Raw genomic sequence first — 23,407 nt, forward strand, 5'->3', positions numbered from 1 at the left:
TAAAGGACAGTTCTTTAATGCTTTTTTTAAGCTCTTTTCTCAAACTTAAAACTAAAGCTTAATATGAGAAAAGAGCTTGCGCATTTAATTCGGAACTTCAAACTGGCTTCTTACCACAATAAAAAATCCTCTATAGGATTTTTACAACAATCTTTACGAAATCAGTCTTTTTTAAGTCAAAACTACCTTTCTGCGTACTTTAACCTGCATTCTAACACAGTATAGAAGAATCAATAGGATAAAATCTCTATCTACTCCAAAATCTCCTTTACACGACCAACTTGTCCATCCTCAAGCCTTACTTTAATGCCATGTGGATGAGTGCTTGAATTCGTAAGGAGATCTTTTACGATGCCTTGAGTAAGTTTTCCTGTTTTCTGGTCACCTTTCAGAACAATATTCACCTTTAAGCCGGGTTTAATGTCATTTCGGTTTCTTCCACCTTTTTTATTGGTCATAAATAACCCTCCACTAATTTACTTTTCTTTTGGCTCTATTAAATTTGGCTGTTGATTTTCGTTCCAGGCGCTTCGCTTTCCGCGGGGTTGGCACTGAGCCTCCTCGTCGTTTCACTCCTGCGGGGTCTCATCTGTCCAACTGATCCCGCAGGAGTCTACGCGCCTTCCACTACAATCAACAGGATTAAGAATCAACATTGGGCTTTAACAGAGTCTTTCTTTTAAATAATATAAAACGATCGATGAGTATTCAATTCTACCATTTTTTACATTATTATAAAGTAGGGCTTCATTCATGAACATGTTGCCCTGTTATCATTAAAAGTAATATTCATTAATTAATATTTGATTTTGAATGAGGATCAGGTGGTTCTACCAGCATCAACAAACCGCAAAAAGCTTATTTTAAAGGCGAGGGATACAATTGAAGTTTTGGAAGTTGGCTGTATTCATTATTTTCATTTTGATTTTGGCAGGCGGATTTTTTTATGTTCAAAAGAAACAGGAGAAAAAATATCACGGACTTACCATTATACCTGAGCGCACAACCGATATTCCTCTTTATAGTGGTTTGAAACCCGCCAGCCCGGTCTATGTTACAGACGGTGATCACTGGGAAGAAATCTATCATTTTTATGAAAAGGAGCTCCCAAAAAACGGATGGAGTATGAGAATGTCACAAGCTTCATCAAATAGTAAGGAGGATGGTGCTGGATTTATTTCTTATTGGGAAAAAGAAAACAAATCCTGGTTATTATCAATAAGTGGAGGGTATTTCAAGAGTTCCAATCAAACAGAAGTTATATTTGATAAAAGAAAAAAACTGAAGGCTGATTCTTGGCTTGATAAGGAAGTTTCTGAAATATGTATCAATGAACAGCCTGATCGAAGCGCTGAGTGCTTCAGAATGACCGACAGGCAATCAATTGAAGAGATAGTCAATTTAATTAATGGAGCATTAGAAACGGAATCAAAACAAGTTTATTATAATGGGAAAAGTGTGATCGATTTTGGCACTATAACCATTGATGTTTACTACGACTTCGAACAAGGTATCTATTTTGTTTCTGATAAAGGAATAAAATGGATGAAACCAGAGAGGGAATTTTTCGAGTTGACGAAAATATCTAAGGAATATTGATTTTATTAAGTCTTTGTCCCTGTCCGCTTGAATTATGAAACAACAGGAGTATTATTAACCTAGGACAACTTATTTATTTGCTTGTAAATGCATACTAAAAGAAGATTAACTATTGTTAAAGGTGTATCCTATTATTAAATAAAGTGAAAGTTTAAAAAAATATAAATTCTGTTACAAACATTAAGGAAACAATAGTCACCGATTTTCGTTGTTATTTTTTTAACAACATAAGTAAAAAGAAAAAGGAAGTGACCTTTGTGAATCCAACTTCAGCAGTAGCAAATGAACTACGACAAAATTCCGAAACAATCGCAAAGGAAATGGTAAGTTCCATATCAGAACTTATTGGTGTGAACATACCAAAGCAGGAAATTGAACAGGCAATCGTAGTTTATACTGAATACCTTAAATTTCTAGGTGACTCTATTATGAATAAAGATGAAACGACTTCTCAGGGGCTTTTTGAATGGAGCAAGCAAAATGGGGAGCGTGAAGCAGCTAAAGGCGGCAGGGTTTCAGACTTCCTATTCAGATATCCTCCTACAAGAATTATTTTCATTGATAAAATGGCAGAAATTAGTTTAAAGCATGATGTTAGCACCAAAGACTTTATATGGATAAATAAAAAAGTGAACAATATTCTTGATATAAGCATTAATGAAACCGTATTTGCTTTTGAGCGGCAAGCTTCGAAATTGATGAAGGAAGTCCAGGATGAAATGGATATATTATCGACTCCAGTCGTCCCGGTACAGGAACACGTATCAGTGTTGCCCTTAGTAGGAAAAATGGACCATGATCGAGCCAGGCTGATAATGGAAAGGGCAATTCCGTTGGTAGCAAAGCAGAAAATACAATCTTTAATCATTGATTTTTCAGGAATTGTCACAATAGATGCCACGATCGCCAAGCACATTTTTGATATTCATAATGTATTAAGGCTCTTAGGGGTGGTTTCCATTGCCACTGGAATGAGGCCAGAGCTTGCCCAGGCAGCAGTAGAGGGTGGAGTGGACTTTTCAAATATCAAAACCTTTGCCACCGTAAAACAGGCGATTGATAGTATCAATAATGAAATGTAAAGCAACTATAGGAGGATGAAGTTGATTAATAAAAAGCCAGTCATCAAACTAATTGCATTGGATATGGATGGAACACTTCTCGATGAGCGGCATGAGGTGTCTGAAGAAAATAGATTAGCTATCAAAGAAGCTGAAAAAAGAGGGGTGCGTGTTGTGTTAAGTACAGGACGCAGTCTCAAAACAGCAAGGGATTATGTAATATCGCTAAAACTGTCTTCCTACCTTGTAACGATCAACGGGGGAGAAATCTGGGGACCAGATGGTGAGCTAGTGCAAAGAAGTATCGTAGATACCGAACACGTCCAATGGATGTATGAACTTTCACAAAAGCACCAGACTGGTTTTTGGGCGACAAGCAGTGAAAACGTCTGGCGCAATGATATGCCAGAGGACCTGTTTTCCCAAGAATGGATTAAGTTCGGCTTTCATATTGAAGAAGACGAAATAAGAGAAAGTGTGCTTAAAGAGTTGGAAGAAAAAGGACTATTCGAGATCAGTAATTCAAGTCTGAAAAATATTGAAGTCAATGCCCTTGGCATCAATAAGGCCGTGGGATTGCAAAAGGTTTGTGATTTATTGGTAATTTCCATGGAAAATGTCATGGCAGTCGGAGACAGCCTGAACGACATTGCCATGATTACTGAGGCAGGTCTTGGAGTAGCGATGGGAAATGCCCAGCAAACTGTCAAGGAAGCTGCCGACGATATTACTAGCACTAATAGAGAGAGTGGGGTAGCCGAGGCCATCCAAAAATGGGTACTATCATAACGAAGGAAGCAGCTTGTACTGCTTCCTTTTAGTTATACTTGCGGATGTCCCAATACCACCTGCTTGAATCCTGTTGATTCAATATCCTTCACCAGTGCTTTATTATCTGCCAGTTCCACTACGGTATGTCCATTGACAGCTTCTGCGAATACATGTTCAACTGATGCTTTTGTGACTCCCTTACCGATTTGAATTGCTTTAGGTGCGGAGTGTTTTACCAGAACATCTCGAATTTTAACGTAATCAGCACGATTGCTGCCGCCAAAAATCTTTATATCAGATCCTGCATTTGTAAACCCGCTCAATCCCACACTTTTCAAAATTACATTCCTGGAACGATACTGTATGGCGATCGCTGGTTCCCCACCATAGTCATAGGAAGGATCGCCGATGACCGTAAAATGGTTAATAGCTACATTTTTATATGCTGAAATTACCATTGCCCTTGGCGAAGAATTCGCATATAACTCTGTGTGAACCGGTTTATACGAGATAATATTTGCTGCCCGTATGTTGATGGCTGTTTTTGACTCTGGGTCATTTTCCTTGTGATGGCTGATATGCCTGAAATTATATGATCGATTGTCATTTACAGATAGATGTCCTATGATAACAACATTATGAGCTGCTGAAGAAGTATGATGAGCTTTAATTTCTACTCCGCCAAAGCATCTTGCGGTTGAGTTGTTTAATAACCATACATTTCGCGATCCATCATCTATTTCAATTCCATTGGAATTTGAAAAACCTTTTTTATGGGTTTTTCCGCTTGGATCGCTCATGTGGCAATTTGAAATAAAAATATTATCACTGTGATGAGTGGTAATGCCATCGTCGCCGAAACCATATCCATTAAGGTTGTCTAGCCAGATAAATTCACATCCCCCACGGGCTCGATAGCCATCGCCATAATAATTATAAAGTGGAGATGAAATATCAAAGCAGTGAAGCCCTGGATTAACTCCTTCGACATCCTTCACCCATCCATATTTTACGTTGGCATATAGCAGGCAGCTGGAATGATTTCCCCACGTACTGGTCTTTTCAACATTTCCCAATCGTTCGACATTCCAATCCAGCGTCATTCCTTTAACAGATACATTACGATTTCCGGTACGATGATTTTTATTGGTTATAAGTCTCCTGCCTTTGGGGGCTGAATCATGAAGTTGGATGACCGTTTTCCTTTTACCAGCACCCACCAAATAGGTGAAAGAAGGCAACTTTATTTCTTTTACCACATAAACACCTTCAGGAATATTTACTTTCACACGACCTTTTCCTAGAGCCATTCTAAAAGCTTCAGTGCAATCAGTTTTGCCATCACCGATTGCACCAAAATCTTCAATATGAACCTCATGGTTAATTTCCTTCAGTAAATGTTTATATTCTTCATGCAATTTTTCCATCCACTCGGGAAAGACATTGCCATTAAGATCGCTCATGGTTTCATAGATTTGGGAGTTATCGAATGCTGATTTAGTATGGATTATTTTCCTTAGACTTGCACCAAGATTACTGAAAAAAGAAGATATGCTTTTAGTGTTATACGAATTCAAAGGTCTGTAGTCTTCACTTGCTTCTTTGAATAATTCATTTGTCTCTTTAACCAGTTCAGTTATATTTAAATTTTTCTTTGATAACTGTGAAATCAGCTCAGCATTTTTTTTAGGATCATGACTTCTATCTAACATTATCATCTTGTGTTCCCACCTTTTTTAAAAAGCTGCTTGAATATTATTTCCCGTATGATAGAGAGGATAATCTTTTCGCACCTTATAATACCAATCCTTTAACGTTCAGAATGATTGATACATGTTTTATTCCCTTAAAGAAGGTTATGTTAAAATATAAGCGTTCTCATTAGAGAGTGAGGGGTTTAAATGATAACTTTAGGTCCAAGAGTATTAAAAACTGGAGTGGCCGTTGCACTTGCTTTATACATAACAGAATGGATTGGATTGGAGCCCCCGGTCTTTGCTGCAATCGCAGCAACCTTTACTATCCAGCCATCGATTTATCGATCATGGAAGCAAGTGTTAGAGCAGTTCCAGGCAAATACACTCGGTGCGGTCATCGCGATAGCATCCATTTATTTATTCGGAAACAACCCGATTGTCATAGGGCTCGTAACTGTAATCGTTATACTCATAAGCTTGAAGCTTAAAATGGAAAGTTCCATATCATTAACGCTAATTACCGTTCTGATCATGATGAGTTCACAAGAATTTAACGGAGTTATAACAGCGGCAAACAAATTTATCATTGTCCTTGTTGGGATGGGCTCTGCTTTCCTTGTTAATTTAATCGTCTCGCCACCAAATTTCAACAAGAATTTTACTGAAACAATGAACAATAGCTTTAGAACTATGTCCTTGCTAATCAGGACAGCAATATCCAATGAACTGACAGAAAAAACATTTCAGGATCAATGGAGTCAATTAAGAAAGGACGTAGCCAAGCTTGAAGATCTTTATAAAATCCTCGATGAGGAAAGAAAGAAAATTTCAAAGGTAAAGCCTCTCGACGTGAGGGAATTGGTGGTGTTTAAGCAAATGCTTGCCTGCCTTCAGCAAGGCTTGAGACTGTTGGATATCGTTGAGGACCATTTCTTTCAAAGCCGGCTTGAAAGGGAGGATACAGATGAATTTGATGAACAATTCGAAGAACTGATTCAATACCATGAAATGATTCTTCTAAAATATTCTGGGAATATCAGAGAGCTAAATACGGATAGTTTTTTGCGACAAAGCGGGGAATTTCTTGAATCAATCATGGAAGACAGGGCAATAGACCGCAATGATCGATTGCGTTTAACAATCATTGGTTCTGCAATTTATGACTACGCTTTTCAGCTTGACCGACTGAATGAGTTGATTGATCAGTATCAAAATAGAAAAGTGGATACTGAAAACTCCAAAAGACTTTTTAAAGAACTTAATTTTTTAAAAAGGAAACGAAATTAAGCATATTTTCTTAATGAAGTATTTTCCTATGCCAGATAACGGTATAAGACATTTAAAAGGTAAAATAAGGTCTTTATTCCTATAAAAAACATCTATTCCAAATAATAAAAATCTCCTATAATCTATATAGTTGCGATTAAGGAGACATTGGGAAATGACAGAAGAAACGTTAGATGAGAAAAACCTGGTACATAAAAATGAGAATAAATATTTCTGGATTGTATTAAGTATTAGTATTGCTTCTTACATTCTTTTTGCTTTATCCATTGTTGGAATATTCATTATTGCAGCATTCATCTTGATTTCACTGGTGCTTCATGCATTGATGATTGGACAAATTCGACTTAACGCGGTCAAAATCGGCGCTAATCAATTTCCGCTTATCCACTCTAAGGTCGAAGAACTATGTGTCAAAATGGGAATAAAGCGCATCCCTGATATTTACGTGCTCCAATCTGGCGGAGTAATGAACGCTTTTGCGACACGTTTTTTCGGAAGGAATATGATCGTTGTATACTCCGAGATTTTCGACCTTATCGAACAAGGTGCCGAAGACGAACTTCAATTTGTGCTGGCGCATGAATTGGCTCATATAAAGCGAAATCACCTCGGAAAAATGATGTTCATCCTTCCTTCCATGTGGATACCAGGGATTGCCGAAATGTATTTGCGAGCTTGTGAGTATACATGTGACCGCTATGCGGCCTTCTATACTGGCAATCCTGCAGCGGCAAAAAACGCCCTTACCATGCTAGCAATAGGAAAAGTCTTATTTAGAAGCGTGAACAAAACAGAATATCTCGATCAAATCAATAAGGAAAAAGGATTTGTGGTCTGGCTGGCAGAGATCTTATCAACGCATCCCCCGCTTCCAAAAAGAATAAATGAAATTAGCGCATTTTTTGATGAAACTGATTCAGTCATTGTTCATTCCAAAAAATCAAGGGTGTTGTTTGCTGTTTTGACTGCTTCAGTTATTTTTACAAGTTTGGCCATGGTTGGGGGAGTTATGGTCTTTAAAGAATTCAGTTCAGCTTTCTTTGCAGAAGACGAATTTTTCGAAGAAGACATAGAAGCATCTGCATTAACTGATGCAGTTATTAGTGGGAATGCGAAGAAGGTTGCGAGTTTGATAGAAGATGGAGAAGATATCCATCAAATAGACTATTTTGGATACTCAGCTTTGGACTGGGCTATTATGGATGATAACCTCCAGATGGTTCAATTGCTTTTAGATTTAAAAGCCGACCCAAATTTCGAATCCGATTATGGCATGACACCGTTCATGACTGCCTCAGAAAAAGGATCTGAATCAATAATTAAGATCTTGCATGATGCTGGAGGCAATCCAAACTATCAAGAAATGAGTTCTGGTTATACAGCATTGACCTACGCTGTATTCAGTGGAGAAATTGAAACAGTAAAACTATTGATAGAGCTGGGGGCAGACAGCCAGCTGAAAGATTATTCGGGTATGACTGCGAGAATGCACGCTTTACAATCAGGTAAGCAGGAAATCGCAGATTTTTTAAAATAAATGAAAGAACAACTAGGAGGAAAAATCAATGAATAGACCAGCTGGCTTTTGGGTAAGATTAGGTGCAGGAATTTTAGACGGGATAATTATCGGAGTGCCACTTTTGATCATTAGTTACTTAGTAACCGGTAGTGCGGAAGAAAATGTTTTTACGTCCTCACTGAACCTGTTATACACTCTGCTTGTTCCTGTTTTATGGTCAGGATATACAGTAGGAAAGAAAATTGTGGGTGTAAGAATCGCTAAAGTGAATGGGGAAAAGCTAGGCTTCGGTACGATGTTAATGCGTACAATCGTGGCGGGACTGGTATACGTACTTACCTTAGGGATCGGTTTTATCGTCAGTGCCTTCATGGTAGGCATACGTGAGGATAAAAGAGCGATTCATGATTTCATAGCTGGAACTTATGTAACTTATGAAAAACCTAATGAAATTCACTATGAACAATGAATTAGAGCATTTTCGGACACCTGGATTGCCAGGTGTCTTTTTGTGGGAAAATTTGGTGATTAAATTGCTGTTTTTATGTTATATTGTTAAAAAGAAAAAGCAGAATGAGTAATTGGGTCCAATTTCATTAGCGTTCTAGCGACCTTCTTTTTGCCTTCAACTTTTTCCTGAATCAACAATATATCCGGTGCTTTGCTATGTCCCATATCTAAAAATGGATGGTTATAGAAGGTTTTGTATCTTTCAGGTAAAAATTTCATTTAAGGGGGGCTAGAATGGTGTTAAAGGATGGTTTGCTTACCAAACAAATGTCAATAGCCTTCGGCAAAGCAGAGCAAGAGTGCAAACAGGCGGGAAGCCCTTTCCTGATGCCTGAGCATCTTTTGATTGGCTGCTTGGATGATGGCTCCTCCACAATGAAAGAAGCAAAACAAAAATGCGGAATCGATATTGATGTTTTAAAGAAACAATATTTCTTAAGTTATGAAAATCTTTCTTTTGAACGCTGTGAACCTCTTGAAATTCCAATTAGTGTAACTACAAAGCTAGTGATTGAACAAGCAATCAGCTACATGAGAAACTACAATCAGATTTATCTTAACGAAGGACATGTCCTGAAAGCTTTAATCATGACCGGACAAACTGAAAAAATATTGACTCAGGCTCAGAATAACATTCTACTCAGTGTTGCTACAGTATCCAGGGACATGTACTTGGATTTAACAACCTACAAAAAACAAAAAGACGTGTTATCGAATATAAAAATGGTTAACGATCGGGACGCTGAAGGACTAGTCCGGTTCATAATCAAAGAATTTGGTTCCCGTTGGACGGAGTCAATCAAACTTGAGTTCAGGAAGCCTCAATCCTCCATCTTTATTTGCAAAGATCAAGAAGGTGATATCGTGGGATTTGCTGCCTTTGACATTCATCAACCAGGTCATTTTGGTCCGATGGGTGTCGCGAAAAACAAGAGAGCTGAAGGAATTGGTGAATCATTGCTGCATGTGTGCCTGGTAAGAATGCAAAAACGAGGTTATAAGGAAATTGTCATCGATAATGCCGGACCTATCGAATTTTATGAGAAAACTTGTAACGCTAAAGTCGTTCCTATTAAATAGATAATACCATGCAGATTCTATAGCCATCAGAAAGGAGTAAAGTTTTGCTGATAACGCAAAGACAATATAATAATAAAAGGAATTGTAATTGGGAAACTTGAGAAAGAGATAGAGCAAGCTAAATAAAGCGGATTCGAATTGGTAAAGGCTTCTTTTTGGGGGAAGCCTTTTCATTGATATGATGTACTTCTAAGAGCATTTAGGTGGAAAATAAAATGCGGAGAATCTACACTAATAATAAGGTATGTTACATAAAATTCACTCAAAAAAAACCCCATGATATGCTTATCACTTCACAATCTCGGCACTTTTATGATATATTAATATTTAAAATATTCTTACAAGTTTTAGGAAGGTGACAAAATGACATCAGGAATTGAAGTGAACGATAGCAGTTTGCCATTGCGCCGGGATGTAAAAATGCTTGGAAACATCCTAGGTGATATTCTAGTCTACCATGGCGGAGTGGAATTATTCGAAAAAGTAGAAAAAATCCGAGCAATGTGCAAAACATTAAGGAGTGAACATGAACGAGATACATACCCTGCTTTAAAAGAGGAAATATCAGGCTTGTCTGTCCCTATGAGAAGAAATATTATCCGGGCATTTTCAGTATATTTTCACTTAATTAACGCTGCTGAACAAAATCATCGGATCCGCAGGCGCCGCGACTATCTGCTCAAGTCTGAAACCAGCTCACAGCCTGGCTCTATTGAAGCAGCCATCCTTTCTTTGAAAGACAATTATATATCCTCAGATATCATTCAAAATGTACTGAATACCATTTCATTGGAATTGATTATTACAGCTCATCCTACGGAAGCCACTAAACGTTCAATCCTTGAGATCCAGAAAAGGATAGCAGGTAACCTTAAAAGTCTGGACAATCCACTCTTGTCCAAGAAAGAGCGTGATAGGATCGAAGAAAGCTTATTTAATGAGGTTTCTGTCCTGTGGCAGACTGATGAATTGAGGGATCGTAAGCCGACTGTCATTGATGAAGTCAGAAATGGACTTTATTATTTTGACCAGACATTATTCGATGTCCTGCCTGAAATCCATCAGGAAGTTGAAACTAGCCTGAAAGGCCATTATCCAGAGCATGAATGGAAAGTACCTCACTTCCTAAGATTTGGTTCATGGATCGGCGGTGACAGGGATGGGAATCCAAATGTTACTCCAGCTATTACATGGGAAACATTGCAAAGACATAGGCGTCTTGTACTCAAAAAGTATAAAGCCGTATTAGTTGATTTGATGAAGCGTTTCAGCCATTCAACAACAAGGGCATCAGTTAGTGAAGAGTTAATCTCATCAGTTATTAAAGATGAAGAAAGATATTTAACGGCTGATCAAAAATGGAATATTGAAGGCGAGGTTTATCGCCGCAAATTTGCTATTATCATTCAAAGACTTAAAGAAGCTGGAAAATCTGATATTGGCTATAAATCATCAGAGGAAATGCTTGAAGACCTTCTTGTCATAAAAAATAGTATTTATCAGCATCATCCTGTTCATCATGAACTCAAAACTTTGCAAAAGTTGATCAGGCAAGTCCAGTTGTTCGGATTCCATCTTGCTACATTGGATATTCGTAACCATAGCGGTGAACATGAAGCTGCAATCGCTGAAATACTGAAGAAGGTTGGAATCAATCGGGATTATGCTTCCCTTTCAGAAGATGAAAAGCAGGAGTTACTCGTCAAAATTCTTGAAGACCCACGTCCATTGCTTCTTCTTCATGAGGATTATTCGAAAGAGACTCAAGAAATGCTTCAAGTTTTTGAGATGATCAAACGGGCACACAATGAATTCGGGAAGCGTTCAATTTCTGTTTATCTAGTGAGTATGACTCAATCCGCGAGCGATTTGCTTGAAGTGCTTGTCCTTGCTAAAGAAGCTGGCATTTACAGACTCCATACGGATGGAACGTTCGAGACCGACCTGAACGTCGCTCCTTTGCTAGAAACAATCGATGATTTAACAGCGGGTCCAAAAATTATGGAAACATTATTCAAGTTGCCAATTTACCGCAATCATTTGAATAAAATGGGGGACCAGCAGGAAATCATGCTAGGGTACTCAGATGGAAGCAAGGATGGCGGAACTTTGACAGCCAACTGGAAGCTTTACAAAGCCCAGCTTGAAATCAATGAAATGGCGAAGAAATATCATATCGGTTTGAAGTTTTTCCATGGCAGAGGAGGTTCACTAGGCCGTGGAGGCGGACCATTGAATAAAAGCCTGCTTTCCCAGCCTGTCGAAACTCTTGGTCAGGGAGTCAAAATTACTGAGCAAGGTGAAGTTCTTTCATCTCGTTATCTGTTGAAGGATATTGCCTATAGGAGCCTTGAGCAGGCTACATCTACGATGATGAAGGCTGCAGCAAATGTTCTGAAGGAATCTGAACAGGGTCATTTGCGTGACCAAAGATGGGTGGATGCAATCGAGCAAATTTCTGCTGTTTCCTTAAGAAAATATCAATCGCTTGTTTTTGAAGATCCAGATTTTATCACCTATTTCAACCAAGCTACACCGTTGAAAGAACTAGCTGAACTGAATATCGGTTCACGTCCGATGAGCCGTAAAAACAGTGCTAAATTCGAGAATCTTCGTGCTATACCATGGGTATTCGCCTGGACACAAAGCAGGCAGCTCCTCCCTGCATGGTATGCGGCTGGAACCGGCTTGCAGAGCTTTGCACAGGAAAGGCCCGATAATTTAAAGGTCTTGCAGGAAATGTATGAAGAGTGGCCCTTCTTCCGAAGTACTGTTGATAATCTGCAGATGGCTTTGATGAAAGCCGATATCACAACAGCACAGGAATATACTTCACTTGTAGAAGATAAAGCAATTGCTGACCGCATCTTTGGCAACATTCTAGAGGAGTATGAACGAACCAAGAATATCCTTTTGCAAATTACAGAGGATGAAGAACTTCTTGACCATACACCGAATATCAAAGACTCTGTCCATAGACGAAATCCATATGTAGATCCGCTTAACTTTATTCAAGTGGAATTGATTAAAGAACTTCGAGAAGATGAAGATCCGGATGATGAGTTATTGACTCAGGTCTTATTAACTATCAGCGGCGTTGCTGCAGGATTAAGAAATACAGGTTGATAAAAAGACCCGCCACTTGGCGGGTCTCTTTAATTAATATGGCAGCAAATTTTGCTTAACAGGATCGAAAGGGCACTACTAGAAAGTCAGTTTCATTTGCCTTTCGAAAGTAACATGAGTTAAAATTTCATGGTTAAGTGTTTTAGCCATTTTCATAGTAAGATTCAGTATTTTCTGAATGCCTTCTTGGTGACCGTTTTTAATCGCAAGCCCGTCACATTGAATTTCACTTTCTATGCTCAATTGTTGTTCTAGCACCGGATATTCAATATGACCAAGTTCATGCCAGATAATTGCTTCTTTTATTTCTTTGTCAGCGCAGAAAGTTGGATAGTCATAGACAACGATGAACCAATCGAATTCAGCTTCATAAGATTTATAAAATAAGGTAAGGATCCTGGAATCGATATCCCATATATCAAGCCATTTCCCATTCCTAAGCCCGAAAGTCCTTAATACTGCCTCCTTATTTTCTATGATGGCAATTTTTCCATTGACCTCGTAATTCTCCTGATTTAAAAGTTCACCGATGCATTTCAAATAATTCCTCCTCTAAACGAAGTCTTGTTATTATTGTTAAATATATTAGGTATTGTTAAACAACATGAGTAAAATAAAAACAGAAGGGAGGGAGCTGTGAATGCTCTGTTCGCACAGTTATTGGAAAGTAGACCGCAGGATTGAAGATAATGAACAAGTTTATGAAGAAATCGAACAATTCATAAAAATGTATCATGACAGGATCACCACAGCTTCTGACATTTTTCATCTGCGCGATATATTGGATATTACATTTAAAAAAATGTCAGGAGGGATGGGATTTCTTTATTTGCATACAACAAGAGGAGTGTATTCCTTCTGTACGGATGCGAAGCCGGATCGTCTTATCGAGATGTATAAAGAAATCAAACATCAAAATTAGCCCAATTTACATATCTAACAGCAAAAAATCACACTCTATATACAAAGGGTGTGATTTTATGCTTTCTTCAACGCTTGGTGCAATTGGATCCCAATTGAATGATATCATGATGATTTTAAACTCCATTTCTCTCCAGGAACTATTAGATGCTGAGGCCAAATATCATAAGGTATTAAGGACGTATTGGTATGAAAATAACTTCCTTACTTATAAATGGTGGTTTCTCTTGGTTCTTTCCATCGTCCCGGCCATTATCTGGTGGGTACGGGTTGATAAGACAAAGCTTATTGAAAATACTGCGTTTGGCTTATTTTATGGTGTAACAGCTATCTTTCTGGATTCAATCGGCAGCAATGCTATGGTATGGACATATCCAGTCAGGCTCACACCATATTTAAATCCGCAGCTTTATCCGTATGATGTGGGAGTAGTGATTATCCCTTTTATGATGGTCTATCAAAAATTCAGCAGTTCATTAAAGAAATTTTTTATCGCTACAGGTATGTTATCTCTTTTTCTCGCCTTTATTGCAGAACCTTACATGGTCTACCTGGGGATTTATAAAGAAATTACCTGGAAACATATTTATTCATTTCCAATTTACTGGTTGATAGGTCTAATGTGCTGGGCAATCATTAAAAAGTTTAAATCTTATTCTAAAAAGTGAATCATCCCTGGCTTAAGGTCAGGGATTTTTATGATATATTGGTTTTGTAGAGGCTCTTTTACCAATCATTTTTTCGAAAGCCTTTGTAGTAAAGGAAGTGGAATATTGACCAGTTTTACTAATAACGTAATAAGAATCATTCAGACAATCCCATACGGGAAAGTGATGACATATGGACAAATAGCAAGAGCTGCTGGAAGTCCCAGATCAGCAAGACAGGTTGTCCGAATACTTCATTCTATGTCAGAAAAATACGACCTTCCATGGCATAGGGTAATTAATTCAAAAGGAGAAATTGGCATTCGTGATGAAGAAATGTACATTACCCAAAAAATGTTGCTGGAATCTGAAGGAATCCGATTCCAAACAGAAAGATCCTTGCCGCTTAAAAGCTATTCATGGAATATTGATTTGGCGCAGGTAGAGATTGATTTTCATAAGAATCCCTAAAAATTTCAATGTATTTTAGAGCAATTTTCTTTCTTCTGATAAAACATTTCCTCACCCTTTACTTTTAGGCTAACTTGTTAAAACAGGTAGAAATCGCGGCTCTATTTAGTTTTAGTTCTAAATTAAGTAGGACGTAGTCGTGGTTTTGCCAGTACTGGGTTAGGGAAGAATTAAAGAGGAGTTAATTACATAGTGAGGTATAATATGGAAGGAGCAGTGCTTGAAAAAGAAATAAGTGTGTTTATTGGGGAATTATTAAGAGATAATTTTGGCTGCGGACCAAGCAATGTATTTTGCACCATCTCAAGGCTGTTGGTATCAATCTATATTACGAATTTTCTATCACCGATGGAGAATACTCTCCTAACTAATCATCAAAGCGTTTTATGTCCAAAAAACAAGAGATTTAAACGCAAAAATAACAGATTACTTTGTTGACTGGAATTTTGATAGTGACAAAAGCTACACTTAGTTTATACTTAATCCCTGATTGACGAGCCTATTGATTTACTGATGATAAAATGTTATCATACTCAAAGGGTAATAGTTAAAACTCTTAACCTTGCTTTCCAATATAGGAACGAACTTTAAAATGAAAAATTAATATTATAATCTGATAGCATTGAATGGGCATAGAACCAAATCATAAGTCAGAAGAGGATTTATCGCGTATGAATCCTTTTCTGGCTTTTCTTATTGTGAATTATTGGATAATTAGATTGGAAAGGAATGATCATTCATTAAAATGACTATAAACAATACTGCGATCGGTTCATATATTGATACTTTTGTACAAGATAAACAACAATTAATCTCGGATCTACCTAATTCTATCAAGAAGAATGAAATTGAGTCTTATTTAGAAGAATATGCTATAAAACATGGAATTGCTTTCGATAAAAAGTCGGAGTCTACCAAAACTGTCTACTTTATTACCGTTGGAGGAAGACAGACGATTGTGGAATTTTTCTATAGGTATAGCCATTACTATACTAGACATTCAATAACTCATAAATAAATCCTGCAAAAGTTTAATGTGAATATATTTTAGGGGGGATATACGGTGAACATCGCAGTTAAAGCTATATTAATCACTTTAGGGACACTGTCAATAATACTGGGAGTAGTCGGAATCGTGGTTCCTCTTTTGCCAACCACACCGCTGATTCTGCTGGGTGCAGCCTGTTATGTAAAGGCATCTGAAGAGCTTTACCAAAAGCTAATAAAAAATAAATGGTTAGGCGGATATATAAAGGATTTTCGCGAGAAAAACGGAATTACCTTAAAAAATAAGGTTCTAAGTCTTAGTCTGATGTGGATCTCGATATTGGGCTCGATATTATTTTTAAAAATTCACTTTTGGCTTGCTGCTGTTCTTATTGTTATTGCTGTTACGGTAAGTGCTTATATTTTATCATTTGATACTATTTGATGCAGATTGAAAACCGCCTTTTTTATTCTTGACTTTAAACTTATTCTGCCTCAACAGTTTTGGTGAAAACTAAGATTTGTATACATTGGCAAAGCTGACTTATTTTCGGTTCTTGACATATACAGCTTTAGTTTATACAATTATCTTGAATTCAAGATATATTTGAACAAATGTTTAAGGATCATATGGAAGGCTGGAGCACAACAGGCACAACAGCAAGAAAGAAAAAAATAGTTGTTATCCATCATATATTAGCAACTGTAGGGAATCCACAAGAAGATGATGATTTATATTCAGGTGTTTTGGGCCCTGCGTGTAGTGAAAAAAACCGAACAACTGAATCTCTAGGCTTTGCCATCAATGAATCCCATGATAGGATGGGTGAAAGGCTCATTCTTCCACAACAGTAAGAGAAACATCACACGGAGATAGTAAAATCATTAGATTCCAATGAAGTAAAAGAGTTTGATAAATAGAATATTAAAAATGTCAGGAGAGTTGAAATGAAGCATATTTATAAAAAAGGTATGAATGCATCCAAACCCACTTTATTATTGCTGCATGGGACGGGCGGAAATGAAAATGATCTGCTCCCGTTGGCGAACACGATCGATAAGGAAGCTTCTGTATTAAGTGTTCGAGGGAATATCCTTGAAAATGGAATGCCTCGGTTTTTCAGAAGGCTTGCAGAAGGTGTCTTCGATGAGAAAGACTTGATTTTTCGTACGCAGGAACTGCATGGTTTCTTGGATGAAGCATCGGAAAAATACGGTTTTAGCCGCGATAATATAGTAGCAATCGGTTACTCAAATGGTGCCAATATTGCTGCTAGTCTGCTTTTCCATTATAAGAATGATCTTAAAGGAGCAATCCTTCATCACCCAATGGTACCTAGAAGAGGGATTGAGCTTCCGGAATTGTCAGATACAGAGGTTTTTGTAGCTGCAGGAAAAAATGATCCAATCTGTCCCGCACAAGAATCAGAGGAATTGAAAACATTGTTATTAAGCGCAAATGCCAGTGTAGAAATGCATTGGGAGAATAGCGGGCATCAATTGACACTCACTGAGGTTGAGGCAGCACGGGATTGGTATACAGCCAGATTTTAATTTTTTGACATAAGAAAGATATCAATGTGAGAACATTGATATCTTTCTTATGCTATTTCACTAAGTTTTCGATAAGACAGTGACTCTTCTTTAGCAGGTTACCTTCTGTGTATGGGCTGGTTCTCTCATTAGTTCTACAAAGATGCTTGCAAACTCTGGATCCCATTGCGAACCCTTACCTTCTTCAATAATGATAAGTGCTTTATCAAACGCCATTCCATTACGATATGGTCTGTTGGAAGTCATTGCATCAAAGGCATCTGCCACTGCAATAATTCTTCCGAAAAGAGGTATAGTGTTCCTTGAAATCCCTCTTGGATATCCGTGTCCATCATATCTTTCGTGATGAAACATGATGCCTTCAATGACTACATCCATATCTGTAAACCCTTGTACCTGCTGAACGATATTTGCACCAATTACAGGATGCCTTTTAATCTCGGCAAATTCCTCATCTGAAAGTTTCCCGTCTTTTTGCAATATTTTATCTGATATGCCAATCTTGCCGATGTCGTGCAATATCGCAGATTTTCTTAACAGCGAAAGTTCATATTCCGATAATCCATACTTTTCTCCTATTAAAATAGAATAAGCTGCAACTCTTCCGGAATGTCCAGCAGTATAAGGATCACGGGCATCCAATGCCGCTGATAAACTCTCGAGGAAACTCTCGAACATTAATTGGTTTTGTTTATCCCGAATGTTGATTGCATCAACCATATGATTGAAACCGCTAACTAAACCTGCGAATTCATCGGAATATAATTCATCTGTTTTTGCAAGGTTCCCATCCTGTATATTTTTCATTGATTCTTGAAGTTGTATTATAGGTTGGTTGACATCCAGAAATAATAGTTTTGAACCAAAATAGGCAAAAGCAAGGCCTATAAGGATAATAAAGGCAGCCCAGCTCCAATAGTTTTGGACAGACTCTCTTAATATATCAAGCTTTACTTGAGTTGCCAGACCAAATAATAAAATGGGGAAAACGGTTATATATAGAAAACTTAATTGGAATTTCCGCTTAATTGAAATAACCCTTTTACCCTCAAGAGATAGCGACTCGTTGAACCGTTGACCTGCTGTACTTGAAAGCTCCTTCAACAAAGGCTGTATCGCTTTGATGGTAAGGAAAAATTCAATGATACCATGCATTCCGGCTACCAGGATTGCCCCAATCATTGCCAATAACACAAAAGAATAAGGAATTTTCAACAGTTCCATCTTGATAAAAACGGTTGCTAAAATCACGGCTGGAGCAGATAATCCGATTAAATGGGGGACCATTATTCTTTTGAAAGTAAGTATGGGAAAACTGTGCAGCGTGGCAAATGCTAGTCGCAAAGAGTTCAAATTTAAGCAACCTTCTTCATAAACCTTCAAAATAGGCTTGATATCCTTTGAAAAAGCGAAGTACTCCATCGTGATCATAAAAATGAAAGAAATTACTAAGATAGCAGCCATGACAGAAAACTCAATTGCAGAGAGGGATAGAGTGAAGAAAATAAATATTCCTCCCACCCCTAGAACAGCTAAAGCCGAGCCAAAAATATAATTATTTAAAAGTTGTTTTCTAAAATTTATAAATGATTCCAAACATCGTTCTCCTTACTTAATGAGGTGTTTTGTTAATTATTAACTATACACATATATCTGTAAAGAAAAATTCAGTTCTAAAAAAGGATTATTCATTTTGTTCATGGAAATTATGAGGATAATCGATGGCCTTGCTGCAGAGGGGGGCGGAAGAAATTATATTGAGCTGCACAGGGGCTATTGATAAAGAAGTAGGATGCCATTATATTGACACCACGTTGATTCAAGCTCATGGTGCAGTAGAAATGGCGCTCAAGATCTAAAGAAAAATGGGCAGAGGCTCTGTCCCATTTTTCGTTTACACCACTTGAGAAAAATTTTTCTTGAAAGAGAGAGTATGGAATTGTAAAAGCTGACTATTTTTTATAAATAGACAGCATCCGAGAAGTGAAGGGACTTAGGGGCATGGGACGTAAATAAACATTGATGGACTGAGGCATAAGGTAATCACTCTGAGCTTGCTTGAAGCAATTGTACATTGCTTTACCGCCTGTTGAGTTCGCAGAGTGTATCGTAATTCGATTGGCGAATAGCTGTTTCTCGACCATTATTTTTACAAGCATTAACCCATTTCTAGTATAGCTTGCCAGGTCATGGTCTAACGACAGGTGGTCGATTTCATAGTTTTTCAAGAGAATGAGACATTCATCTATAGTTTCTGCTAAAACATATCCTTCTGGCGCCTGGCGGTAGTCATCTAGGAAAACACTGATTTCATTCATTTCTAGCTCTCCTTCCCAAACGGGGGGTGACTAAGAAAAGTCGAACAACCCTAGATATTTATTATTCTCTTAAGCCTAACACACTTTTAAACATAAAGGTTCAAATATCACTTGGGAAATTCTTCTTTAAATTAAGAATGTATTAATCACTTAGTTTAGACCTGTATGGTAAAATTCGCTGCACAGTGCCTAGAAGTGATACACCTTAGTAAAAAAAAGCGACACTAAAGCAATATATAAATATAGATTTAACGGGGGGGACAGATGCGAAAAGTTTATTTGGATCGAACAGAATTAACTGGAGCGATTAATGTGAATTTAAAAGATACGGAGATTAAATTTGCCGGTACAACCATTTATTCTATGAGTGTTAATGAAAGAAATGAAGCGTATAAAAAATATGCTGCCGATTATGATATTCAATTTATTTTTGACGATGATATTCCACATATAGAATTTTATACAGTTCCACATTTAGATATTATGGCAAAAGATAGTAAAGGTGGATTTATCGGAACCATTGATCAACAATGTGACCTAGAAAGTGACGCACCAATATATTATATCAATAAGGATTTAGAGTGCTTGATAATCTCTGAAAACGGAGAAGGTTTTCTGAGTAATATAGAATCATGGCAAGACAACTTGAAACCTTATGAAAAATTGACCGTTTATCGTTCAAAAGCAGAAGCAGAAATGGAACTGGAATTTATCGACTTAGCTGAGCTGGGAATAGTTGATGATAACTTATAACTCTTAATAAGCATATCAAAAAATTATTAAGTATGTCTTTTTATTCTGATATTAGGTTATAGTGTCTCATTTAAAATTCAAATCAAGCATGTAAAACAATGCACTCAAAATATAGGGTGTTTTCGTGAACAAGCTTGTATTTCCAGACCAAAAAGGATCAGATTAAGAGCTGATCCTTTTTGGTTTTTTTATGTAATTATTTTACAAGTTATACAGTATGCGGAATTATATATTCTCTCTACCAATCAAAATAATCGATAGTGCAGTTAGGTTATTTAATAACTTTTTAACACTCTAAAAAGAATGCCTGGATGTGCAAGACTGATTGGATGCGATTTCAAATGTAGCACCTGAATGAATCGCTTGTAAACATCTTCGTCATGGGAGCAAGCCGACACGACTCTTTTAACATACCATTGCAAAATGGGAAGGCCTATTGGTTTTCTCACCCTCGTTGTCCGGAATCGAAAGTCTTCTGTTAAAGCGATTAGCCAGGGAATATCGAGAATCCTGCTGACTTTTTTATAATAGTTTTTTGTTAACTGTTTCTTGTTTAATCCATCCATTAATAGTTCTCTTAAAGCCTTGGCTTCCATTGCAGCAAGGCTCATTCCCTGAGCATAAACAGGGTCAACCCGGCAAAAAGCGTCACCAATCACAAGTAATCCGTAAGGGGAATTTATCCATTTCGAGATAATTCCTGAAAGATTCCCGGGAAAAGCTCCTCTATAATCTCTTCTCCGCTCTTCAGCAGAACGTGTCCCTGACTACCTTGCGGAACGCCTTTCCTATTAGTGATGCTATCCTTTTTCTATTAATATTACCTCTTTGAAAAACTCCGACAAAACGCACGCAGCCAGCATGCCAGCAATACTGCCACCTACTACCACAGCTTTATTTCTGTTCCTATTTTTCGAAAACATCCTTAGCCCCTATTCTCCTCAAAATAATAGATATGTTGAATTATCTGCCTTTAAGTTAAAATAAACCTATGTATGCTTAAAGCATAACACGGTAATTTTACCTAATGAGGTGCGGAAATGAAAGAGCTCCAAATGGATAAATTGCTTAACATCAAAACAACTGGTGAACAAAGAGGGTTCATGAGTTCATTGCATTATCATCGCTATGAACCCACTCCATATAGTGCTCTTGAGTTATTTTTCAATGAATACATTTTGAGCAATCATGATCATATAGTCGACTTTGGATGTGGAAAAGGGCGATTGAATTTTTATCTTAACCACCATTTCAACACAAATGTCGTCGGAGTTGAAATGAATGAAATATTCTACATGGAAGCAATTGAAAATAAACAAAGTTACTTAAAGAAGTATCGAAACCGAGCAGATAGAATTCAGTTTTCTTGCGTTCTGGCAGAAGAATATGAAATTTCACCTGATGAAAACAAATTTTACTTCTTTAACCCATTTACAGTTCAAATCTTGACCAGCGTCATAAAAAACATCTTGATCTCATTTGAAAAATACCAAAGGGAAATCGATTTAATTCTATATTATCCATCTGAAGACTATATATTTTATTTGGAAAAACAAACTCCATTTGAGTTGGTATATGAACTTAACCTGCCTGAAAACAATCCAAACGAGAGATTCTTAATTTATAGACTAAATTCCTATAAGTAGATTTTAGAAAGGTATGAAGGAGGGTGAGGTAAGGTTTCATCTGGCAACTAACTGCTTCTCATAAAGTCTTCTATAATGGAATGCTCCGGCAACAAACCGAGGCAAAATAAATTTTATATCTACTTGCCAGCGGAACCTTTGCCAGTACCCCAAGGTGTTGGTTTTGGCTAGCAGGGAAGATACTCTCTGCAGGCTTACGGTCAAGAAGGTTTTAGGCGACCTGGATGGCACCTGCATTCACATACAACCATTATATACTCCATGGAAGAAATTTGAATTATTTTAAAGGAATTCAATCAACAATCGAAGAATGTATTATACATAACGGATTGACAAGGGGGAAGCGCATGTGGAAGAGAAAGTGTTGAAGGCCATCCAGGATGAATACCCGGAGGATTTTTCGTGGTGCTATGGATGCGGGAGGATGAATGAGCATGGACATCATTTTCGGACAGGGTGGGATGGGGACAAGACAATATCAATATATTATCCCGAAAAAGAACATATGGCTCTGCCTGGTTTCGTTTATGGCGGTGTCATAGGCTCTTTTGTGGATTGTCATGGCACCGGTTCGGCTGCACTTTACCTTCATCGGAAAAATGGGTTTGAACCAGGAGACGGTAAAGAACCGCCAAGATTTGTAACAGCATCCCTGCATGTCGATTTTATGAAGCCGACTCCTCATGGAACAGCATTAAAAGCAATAGGAACCGTACATGAGATCCACCCTAAAAAATACCGTGTTGAAACAGAAGTGTATGCCGGGGAGTCACTGTGTGCTAAAGGAGAAGTTCTCGCTGTTGTGATGCCAGATACGTTTACAGCAAAATAAAAGTCAAAAAAATTAGACCCTGAACGTCAATCAGGGTCTTGATCTTTTTACTTAACAGGTTCAAGCATTGTGGTAGGAAGGTATCCTTCCTCCCCGGAATCTTTCATCTTTACCTTGGTTCGTCTAATATCTCTTTCTAAAACTTCTGCTTCACTGCCTTGCTTGATTTCCTTAACTTTATTATCCTGTATGCTCTTGTCTACCCCTTCTACATCGTTAATTTCAATCAATTGATAGAGCTCATCATATCCTTCCGTAGTAAGGGCGAGTAGGGCATCTTTTTGTACAGTAGCCTGATCGCCTGCCTGGAGAGTGTTGTCTTTAACTTCTTGTTCACTTTCTTTATACGTATCCTTCATGTTCTGGATGATTCCCGGAGCCTCTTCTTTCACTTTATCGACTACTTCTTTTGATTTTTCCTCCGTAGCTTCAGCAGCATTCTTTGTTTCCTCTTCTAACTTTTTTGCACCTTGCTCTGCCTCATCGCTGTTGCAGCCAGTCATGAGCAATACTGCCAATCCTGCAGGTATAATGAATTTATTGAATGAAATTGACATGAATATATCCTCCTGATTCAACTACTTTTATATTGTAGGATACCACTCAAGTTGTCCTATAAAACATTCTC

26 protein-coding genes and 1 pseudogene are annotated in these 23,407 nt (G+C 37.7%); 19 read left to right on the plus strand and 8 right to left on the minus strand.

All coding sequences use genetic code 11. From position 1 onward, the window contains the following. Positions 1 to 251: 251 nt before the first annotated feature. On the minus strand, positions 252 to 458 hold the full coding sequence (locus tag LC048_RS08980; protein WP_226600751.1) for a YwbE family protein: 207 nt from the start codon (positions 456 to 458) through the stop codon (positions 252 to 254). Between the two features lie 439 nt (positions 459 to 897). Between LC048_RS08980 and LC048_RS08985 the strand changes: the two genes are divergently transcribed. The 3 genes from LC048_RS08985 to LC048_RS08995 all read left to right on the plus strand — a co-directional run bounded on the left by LC048_RS08985 (position 898) and on the right by LC048_RS08995 (position 3,449). Next, positions 898 to 1,599, plus strand: a complete 702-nt coding sequence (locus tag LC048_RS08985; protein WP_226600752.1) for a hypothetical protein — start codon at positions 898 to 900, stop codon at positions 1,597 to 1,599. Positions 1,600 to 1,856: 257 nt separating this feature from the next. Further along, complete coding sequence (locus tag LC048_RS08990) at positions 1,857 to 2,681, plus strand: STAS domain-containing protein (RefSeq protein ID WP_226600753.1); 825 nt, start codon at positions 1,857 to 1,859, stop codon at positions 2,679 to 2,681. Between the two features lie 15 nt (positions 2,682 to 2,696). Continuing rightward, positions 2,697 to 3,449, plus strand: a complete 753-nt coding sequence (locus LC048_RS08995) for a Cof-type HAD-IIB family hydrolase (protein WP_226600754.1) — start codon at positions 2,697 to 2,699, stop codon at positions 3,447 to 3,449. A 32-nt stretch (positions 3,450 to 3,481) separates the two neighbouring features. Here the strand turns inward: LC048_RS08995 and LC048_RS09000 are convergent, their stop codons facing one another. Continuing rightward, positions 3,482 to 5,149, minus strand: coding sequence for a glycosyl hydrolase family 28-related protein (locus LC048_RS09000; protein ID WP_306050028.1), 1,668 nt, complete (start codon positions 5,147 to 5,149; stop codon positions 3,482 to 3,484). A 183-nt stretch (positions 5,150 to 5,332) separates the two neighbouring features. Here LC048_RS09000 and LC048_RS09005 point away from each other — a divergent pair, with 183 nt between their 5' ends. The 5 genes from LC048_RS09005 to ppc all read left to right on the plus strand — a co-directional run bounded on the left by LC048_RS09005 (position 5,333) and on the right by ppc (position 12,650). Next, a complete protein-coding gene (locus tag LC048_RS09005; RefSeq protein WP_226600756.1) occupies positions 5,333 to 6,415 on the plus strand; it encodes an FUSC family protein in 1,083 nt (360 codons plus the stop codon). 154 nt (positions 6,416 to 6,569) lie between these two features. Further along, positions 6,570 to 7,952, plus strand: a complete 1,383-nt coding sequence (locus tag LC048_RS09010; RefSeq protein WP_226600757.1) for a M48 family metallopeptidase — start codon at positions 6,570 to 6,572, stop codon at positions 7,950 to 7,952. Positions 7,953 to 7,980: 28 nt separating this feature from the next. After that, positions 7,981 to 8,403, plus strand: coding sequence for an RDD family protein (locus LC048_RS09015; protein WP_226600758.1), 423 nt, complete (start codon positions 7,981 to 7,983; stop codon positions 8,401 to 8,403). Positions 8,404 to 8,678: 275 nt separating this feature from the next. Then, a complete protein-coding gene (locus tag LC048_RS09020) occupies positions 8,679 to 9,524 on the plus strand; it encodes a GNAT family N-acetyltransferase (RefSeq protein ID WP_226600759.1) in 846 nt (281 codons plus the stop codon). 363 nt (positions 9,525 to 9,887) lie between these two features. Beyond that, positions 9,888 to 12,650: a phosphoenolpyruvate carboxylase gene (ppc, locus tag LC048_RS09025; protein ID WP_226600760.1), complete on the plus strand. Its 2,763-nt coding sequence runs from the start codon at positions 9,888 to 9,890 to the stop codon at positions 12,648 to 12,650. Positions 12,651 to 12,728: 78 nt separating this feature from the next. Here the strand turns inward: ppc and LC048_RS09030 are convergent, their stop codons facing one another. Then, on the minus strand, positions 12,729 to 13,190 hold the full coding sequence (locus LC048_RS09030; RefSeq protein ID WP_226600761.1) for a hypothetical protein: 462 nt from the start codon (positions 13,188 to 13,190) through the stop codon (positions 12,729 to 12,731). 100 nt (positions 13,191 to 13,290) lie between these two features. Here LC048_RS09030 and LC048_RS09035 point away from each other — a divergent pair, with 100 nt between their 5' ends. The 7 genes from LC048_RS09035 to LC048_RS09060 all read left to right on the plus strand — a co-directional run bounded on the left by LC048_RS09035 (position 13,291) and on the right by LC048_RS09060 (position 17,230). Then, on the plus strand, positions 13,291 to 13,572 hold the full coding sequence (locus LC048_RS09035; RefSeq protein WP_226600762.1) for a hypothetical protein: 282 nt from the start codon (positions 13,291 to 13,293) through the stop codon (positions 13,570 to 13,572). A gap of 58 nt (positions 13,573 to 13,630) precedes the next feature. Then, positions 13,631 to 14,239 carry a CBO0543 family protein gene (locus LC048_RS09040; protein WP_226600763.1) on the plus strand — a complete coding sequence of 203 codons (609 nt, stop codon included), beginning with the start codon at positions 13,631 to 13,633 and terminating at the stop codon, positions 14,237 to 14,239. Positions 14,240 to 14,344: 105 nt separating this feature from the next. Further along, entirely contained in the window at positions 14,345 to 14,689 is a 345-nt protein-coding gene (locus LC048_RS09045) for an MGMT family protein (RefSeq protein ID WP_226600764.1), read from the plus strand. Between the two features lie 204 nt (positions 14,690 to 14,893). Beyond that, the gene (locus LC048_RS25015) at positions 14,894 to 15,127 is read left to right on the plus strand and encodes a Na-translocating system protein MpsC family protein (RefSeq protein ID WP_371932017.1); all 234 of its coding nucleotides are present in this window, start codon (positions 14,894 to 14,896) and stop codon (positions 15,125 to 15,127) included. 625 nt (positions 15,128 to 15,752) lie between these two features. After that, on the plus strand, positions 15,753 to 16,121 hold the full coding sequence (locus LC048_RS09050) for a YbaN family protein (RefSeq protein WP_226600766.1): 369 nt from the start codon (positions 15,753 to 15,755) through the stop codon (positions 16,119 to 16,121). A 170-nt stretch (positions 16,122 to 16,291) separates the two neighbouring features. Further along, positions 16,292 to 16,531 (plus strand): hypothetical protein, encoded by a 240-nt coding sequence (locus LC048_RS09055; RefSeq protein WP_226600767.1) that lies wholly within the window; start codon positions 16,292 to 16,294, stop codon positions 16,529 to 16,531. A gap of 93 nt (positions 16,532 to 16,624) precedes the next feature. Next, the gene (locus LC048_RS09060) at positions 16,625 to 17,230 is read left to right on the plus strand and encodes an alpha/beta hydrolase (RefSeq protein ID WP_226600768.1); all 606 of its coding nucleotides are present in this window, start codon (positions 16,625 to 16,627) and stop codon (positions 17,228 to 17,230) included. 90 nt (positions 17,231 to 17,320) lie between these two features. Here the strand turns inward: LC048_RS09060 and LC048_RS09065 are convergent, their stop codons facing one another. After that, positions 17,321 to 18,694, minus strand: a complete 1,374-nt coding sequence (locus LC048_RS09065; RefSeq protein WP_226600769.1) for an HD-GYP domain-containing protein — start codon at positions 18,692 to 18,694, stop codon at positions 17,321 to 17,323. A gap of 257 nt (positions 18,695 to 18,951) precedes the next feature. Between LC048_RS09065 and LC048_RS09070 the strand changes: the two genes are divergently transcribed. After that, positions 18,952 to 19,089 carry a hypothetical protein gene (locus LC048_RS09070; RefSeq protein WP_306050031.1) on the plus strand — a complete coding sequence of 46 codons (138 nt, stop codon included), beginning with the start codon at positions 18,952 to 18,954 and terminating at the stop codon, positions 19,087 to 19,089. 93 nt (positions 19,090 to 19,182) lie between these two features. On the opposite strand, the gene LC048_RS09075 is transcribed toward LC048_RS09070, so the two are convergent. Then, positions 19,183 to 19,548 carry a cyclic-phosphate processing receiver domain-containing protein gene (locus LC048_RS09075; RefSeq protein ID WP_226600771.1) on the minus strand — a complete coding sequence of 122 codons (366 nt, stop codon included), beginning with the start codon at positions 19,546 to 19,548 and terminating at the stop codon, positions 19,183 to 19,185. A gap of 264 nt (positions 19,549 to 19,812) precedes the next feature. Here LC048_RS09075 and LC048_RS09080 point away from each other — a divergent pair, with 264 nt between their 5' ends. After that, a complete protein-coding gene (locus tag LC048_RS09080; RefSeq protein WP_226600772.1) occupies positions 19,813 to 20,301 on the plus strand; it encodes a hypothetical protein in 489 nt (162 codons plus the stop codon). A 275-nt stretch (positions 20,302 to 20,576) separates the two neighbouring features. Here LC048_RS09080 and LC048_RS09085 read toward each other — a convergent pair whose 3' ends face one another. Then, positions 20,577 to 20,960, minus strand: coding sequence for a hypothetical protein (locus tag LC048_RS09085; protein WP_306050033.1), 384 nt, complete (start codon positions 20,958 to 20,960; stop codon positions 20,577 to 20,579). 381 nt (positions 20,961 to 21,341) lie between these two features. On the opposite strand from LC048_RS09085, the gene LC048_RS09090 reads away from it, so the two are divergent. Continuing rightward, on the plus strand, positions 21,342 to 21,947 hold the full coding sequence (locus tag LC048_RS09090; RefSeq protein WP_226600774.1) for a methyltransferase: 606 nt from the start codon (positions 21,342 to 21,344) through the stop codon (positions 21,945 to 21,947). A 115-nt stretch (positions 21,948 to 22,062) separates the two neighbouring features. On the opposite strand, the pseudogene LC048_RS09095 reads toward LC048_RS09090, so the two are convergent. After that, a pseudogene (locus tag LC048_RS09095) lies at positions 22,063 to 22,158 on the minus strand (aldo/keto reductase); the annotation flags it as partial. A gap of 138 nt (positions 22,159 to 22,296) precedes the next feature. Here LC048_RS09095 and LC048_RS09100 point away from each other — a divergent pair. After that, a complete protein-coding gene (locus LC048_RS09100) occupies positions 22,297 to 22,779 on the plus strand; it encodes a PaaI family thioesterase (RefSeq protein ID WP_226600775.1) in 483 nt (160 codons plus the stop codon). Positions 22,780 to 22,826: 47 nt separating this feature from the next. Here LC048_RS09100 and LC048_RS09105 read toward each other — a convergent pair whose 3' ends face one another. After that, positions 22,827 to 23,336 (minus strand): hypothetical protein, encoded by a 510-nt coding sequence (locus tag LC048_RS09105; protein ID WP_226600776.1) that lies wholly within the window; start codon positions 23,334 to 23,336, stop codon positions 22,827 to 22,829. Positions 23,337 to 23,407: the final 71 nt, after the last annotated feature.

It is taken from the genome of Mesobacillus subterraneus, assembly GCF_020524355.2.
GTDB classification, from domain to species: Bacteria; Bacillota; Bacilli; order Bacillales; family Cytobacillaceae; genus Mesobacillus; species Mesobacillus subterraneus_C.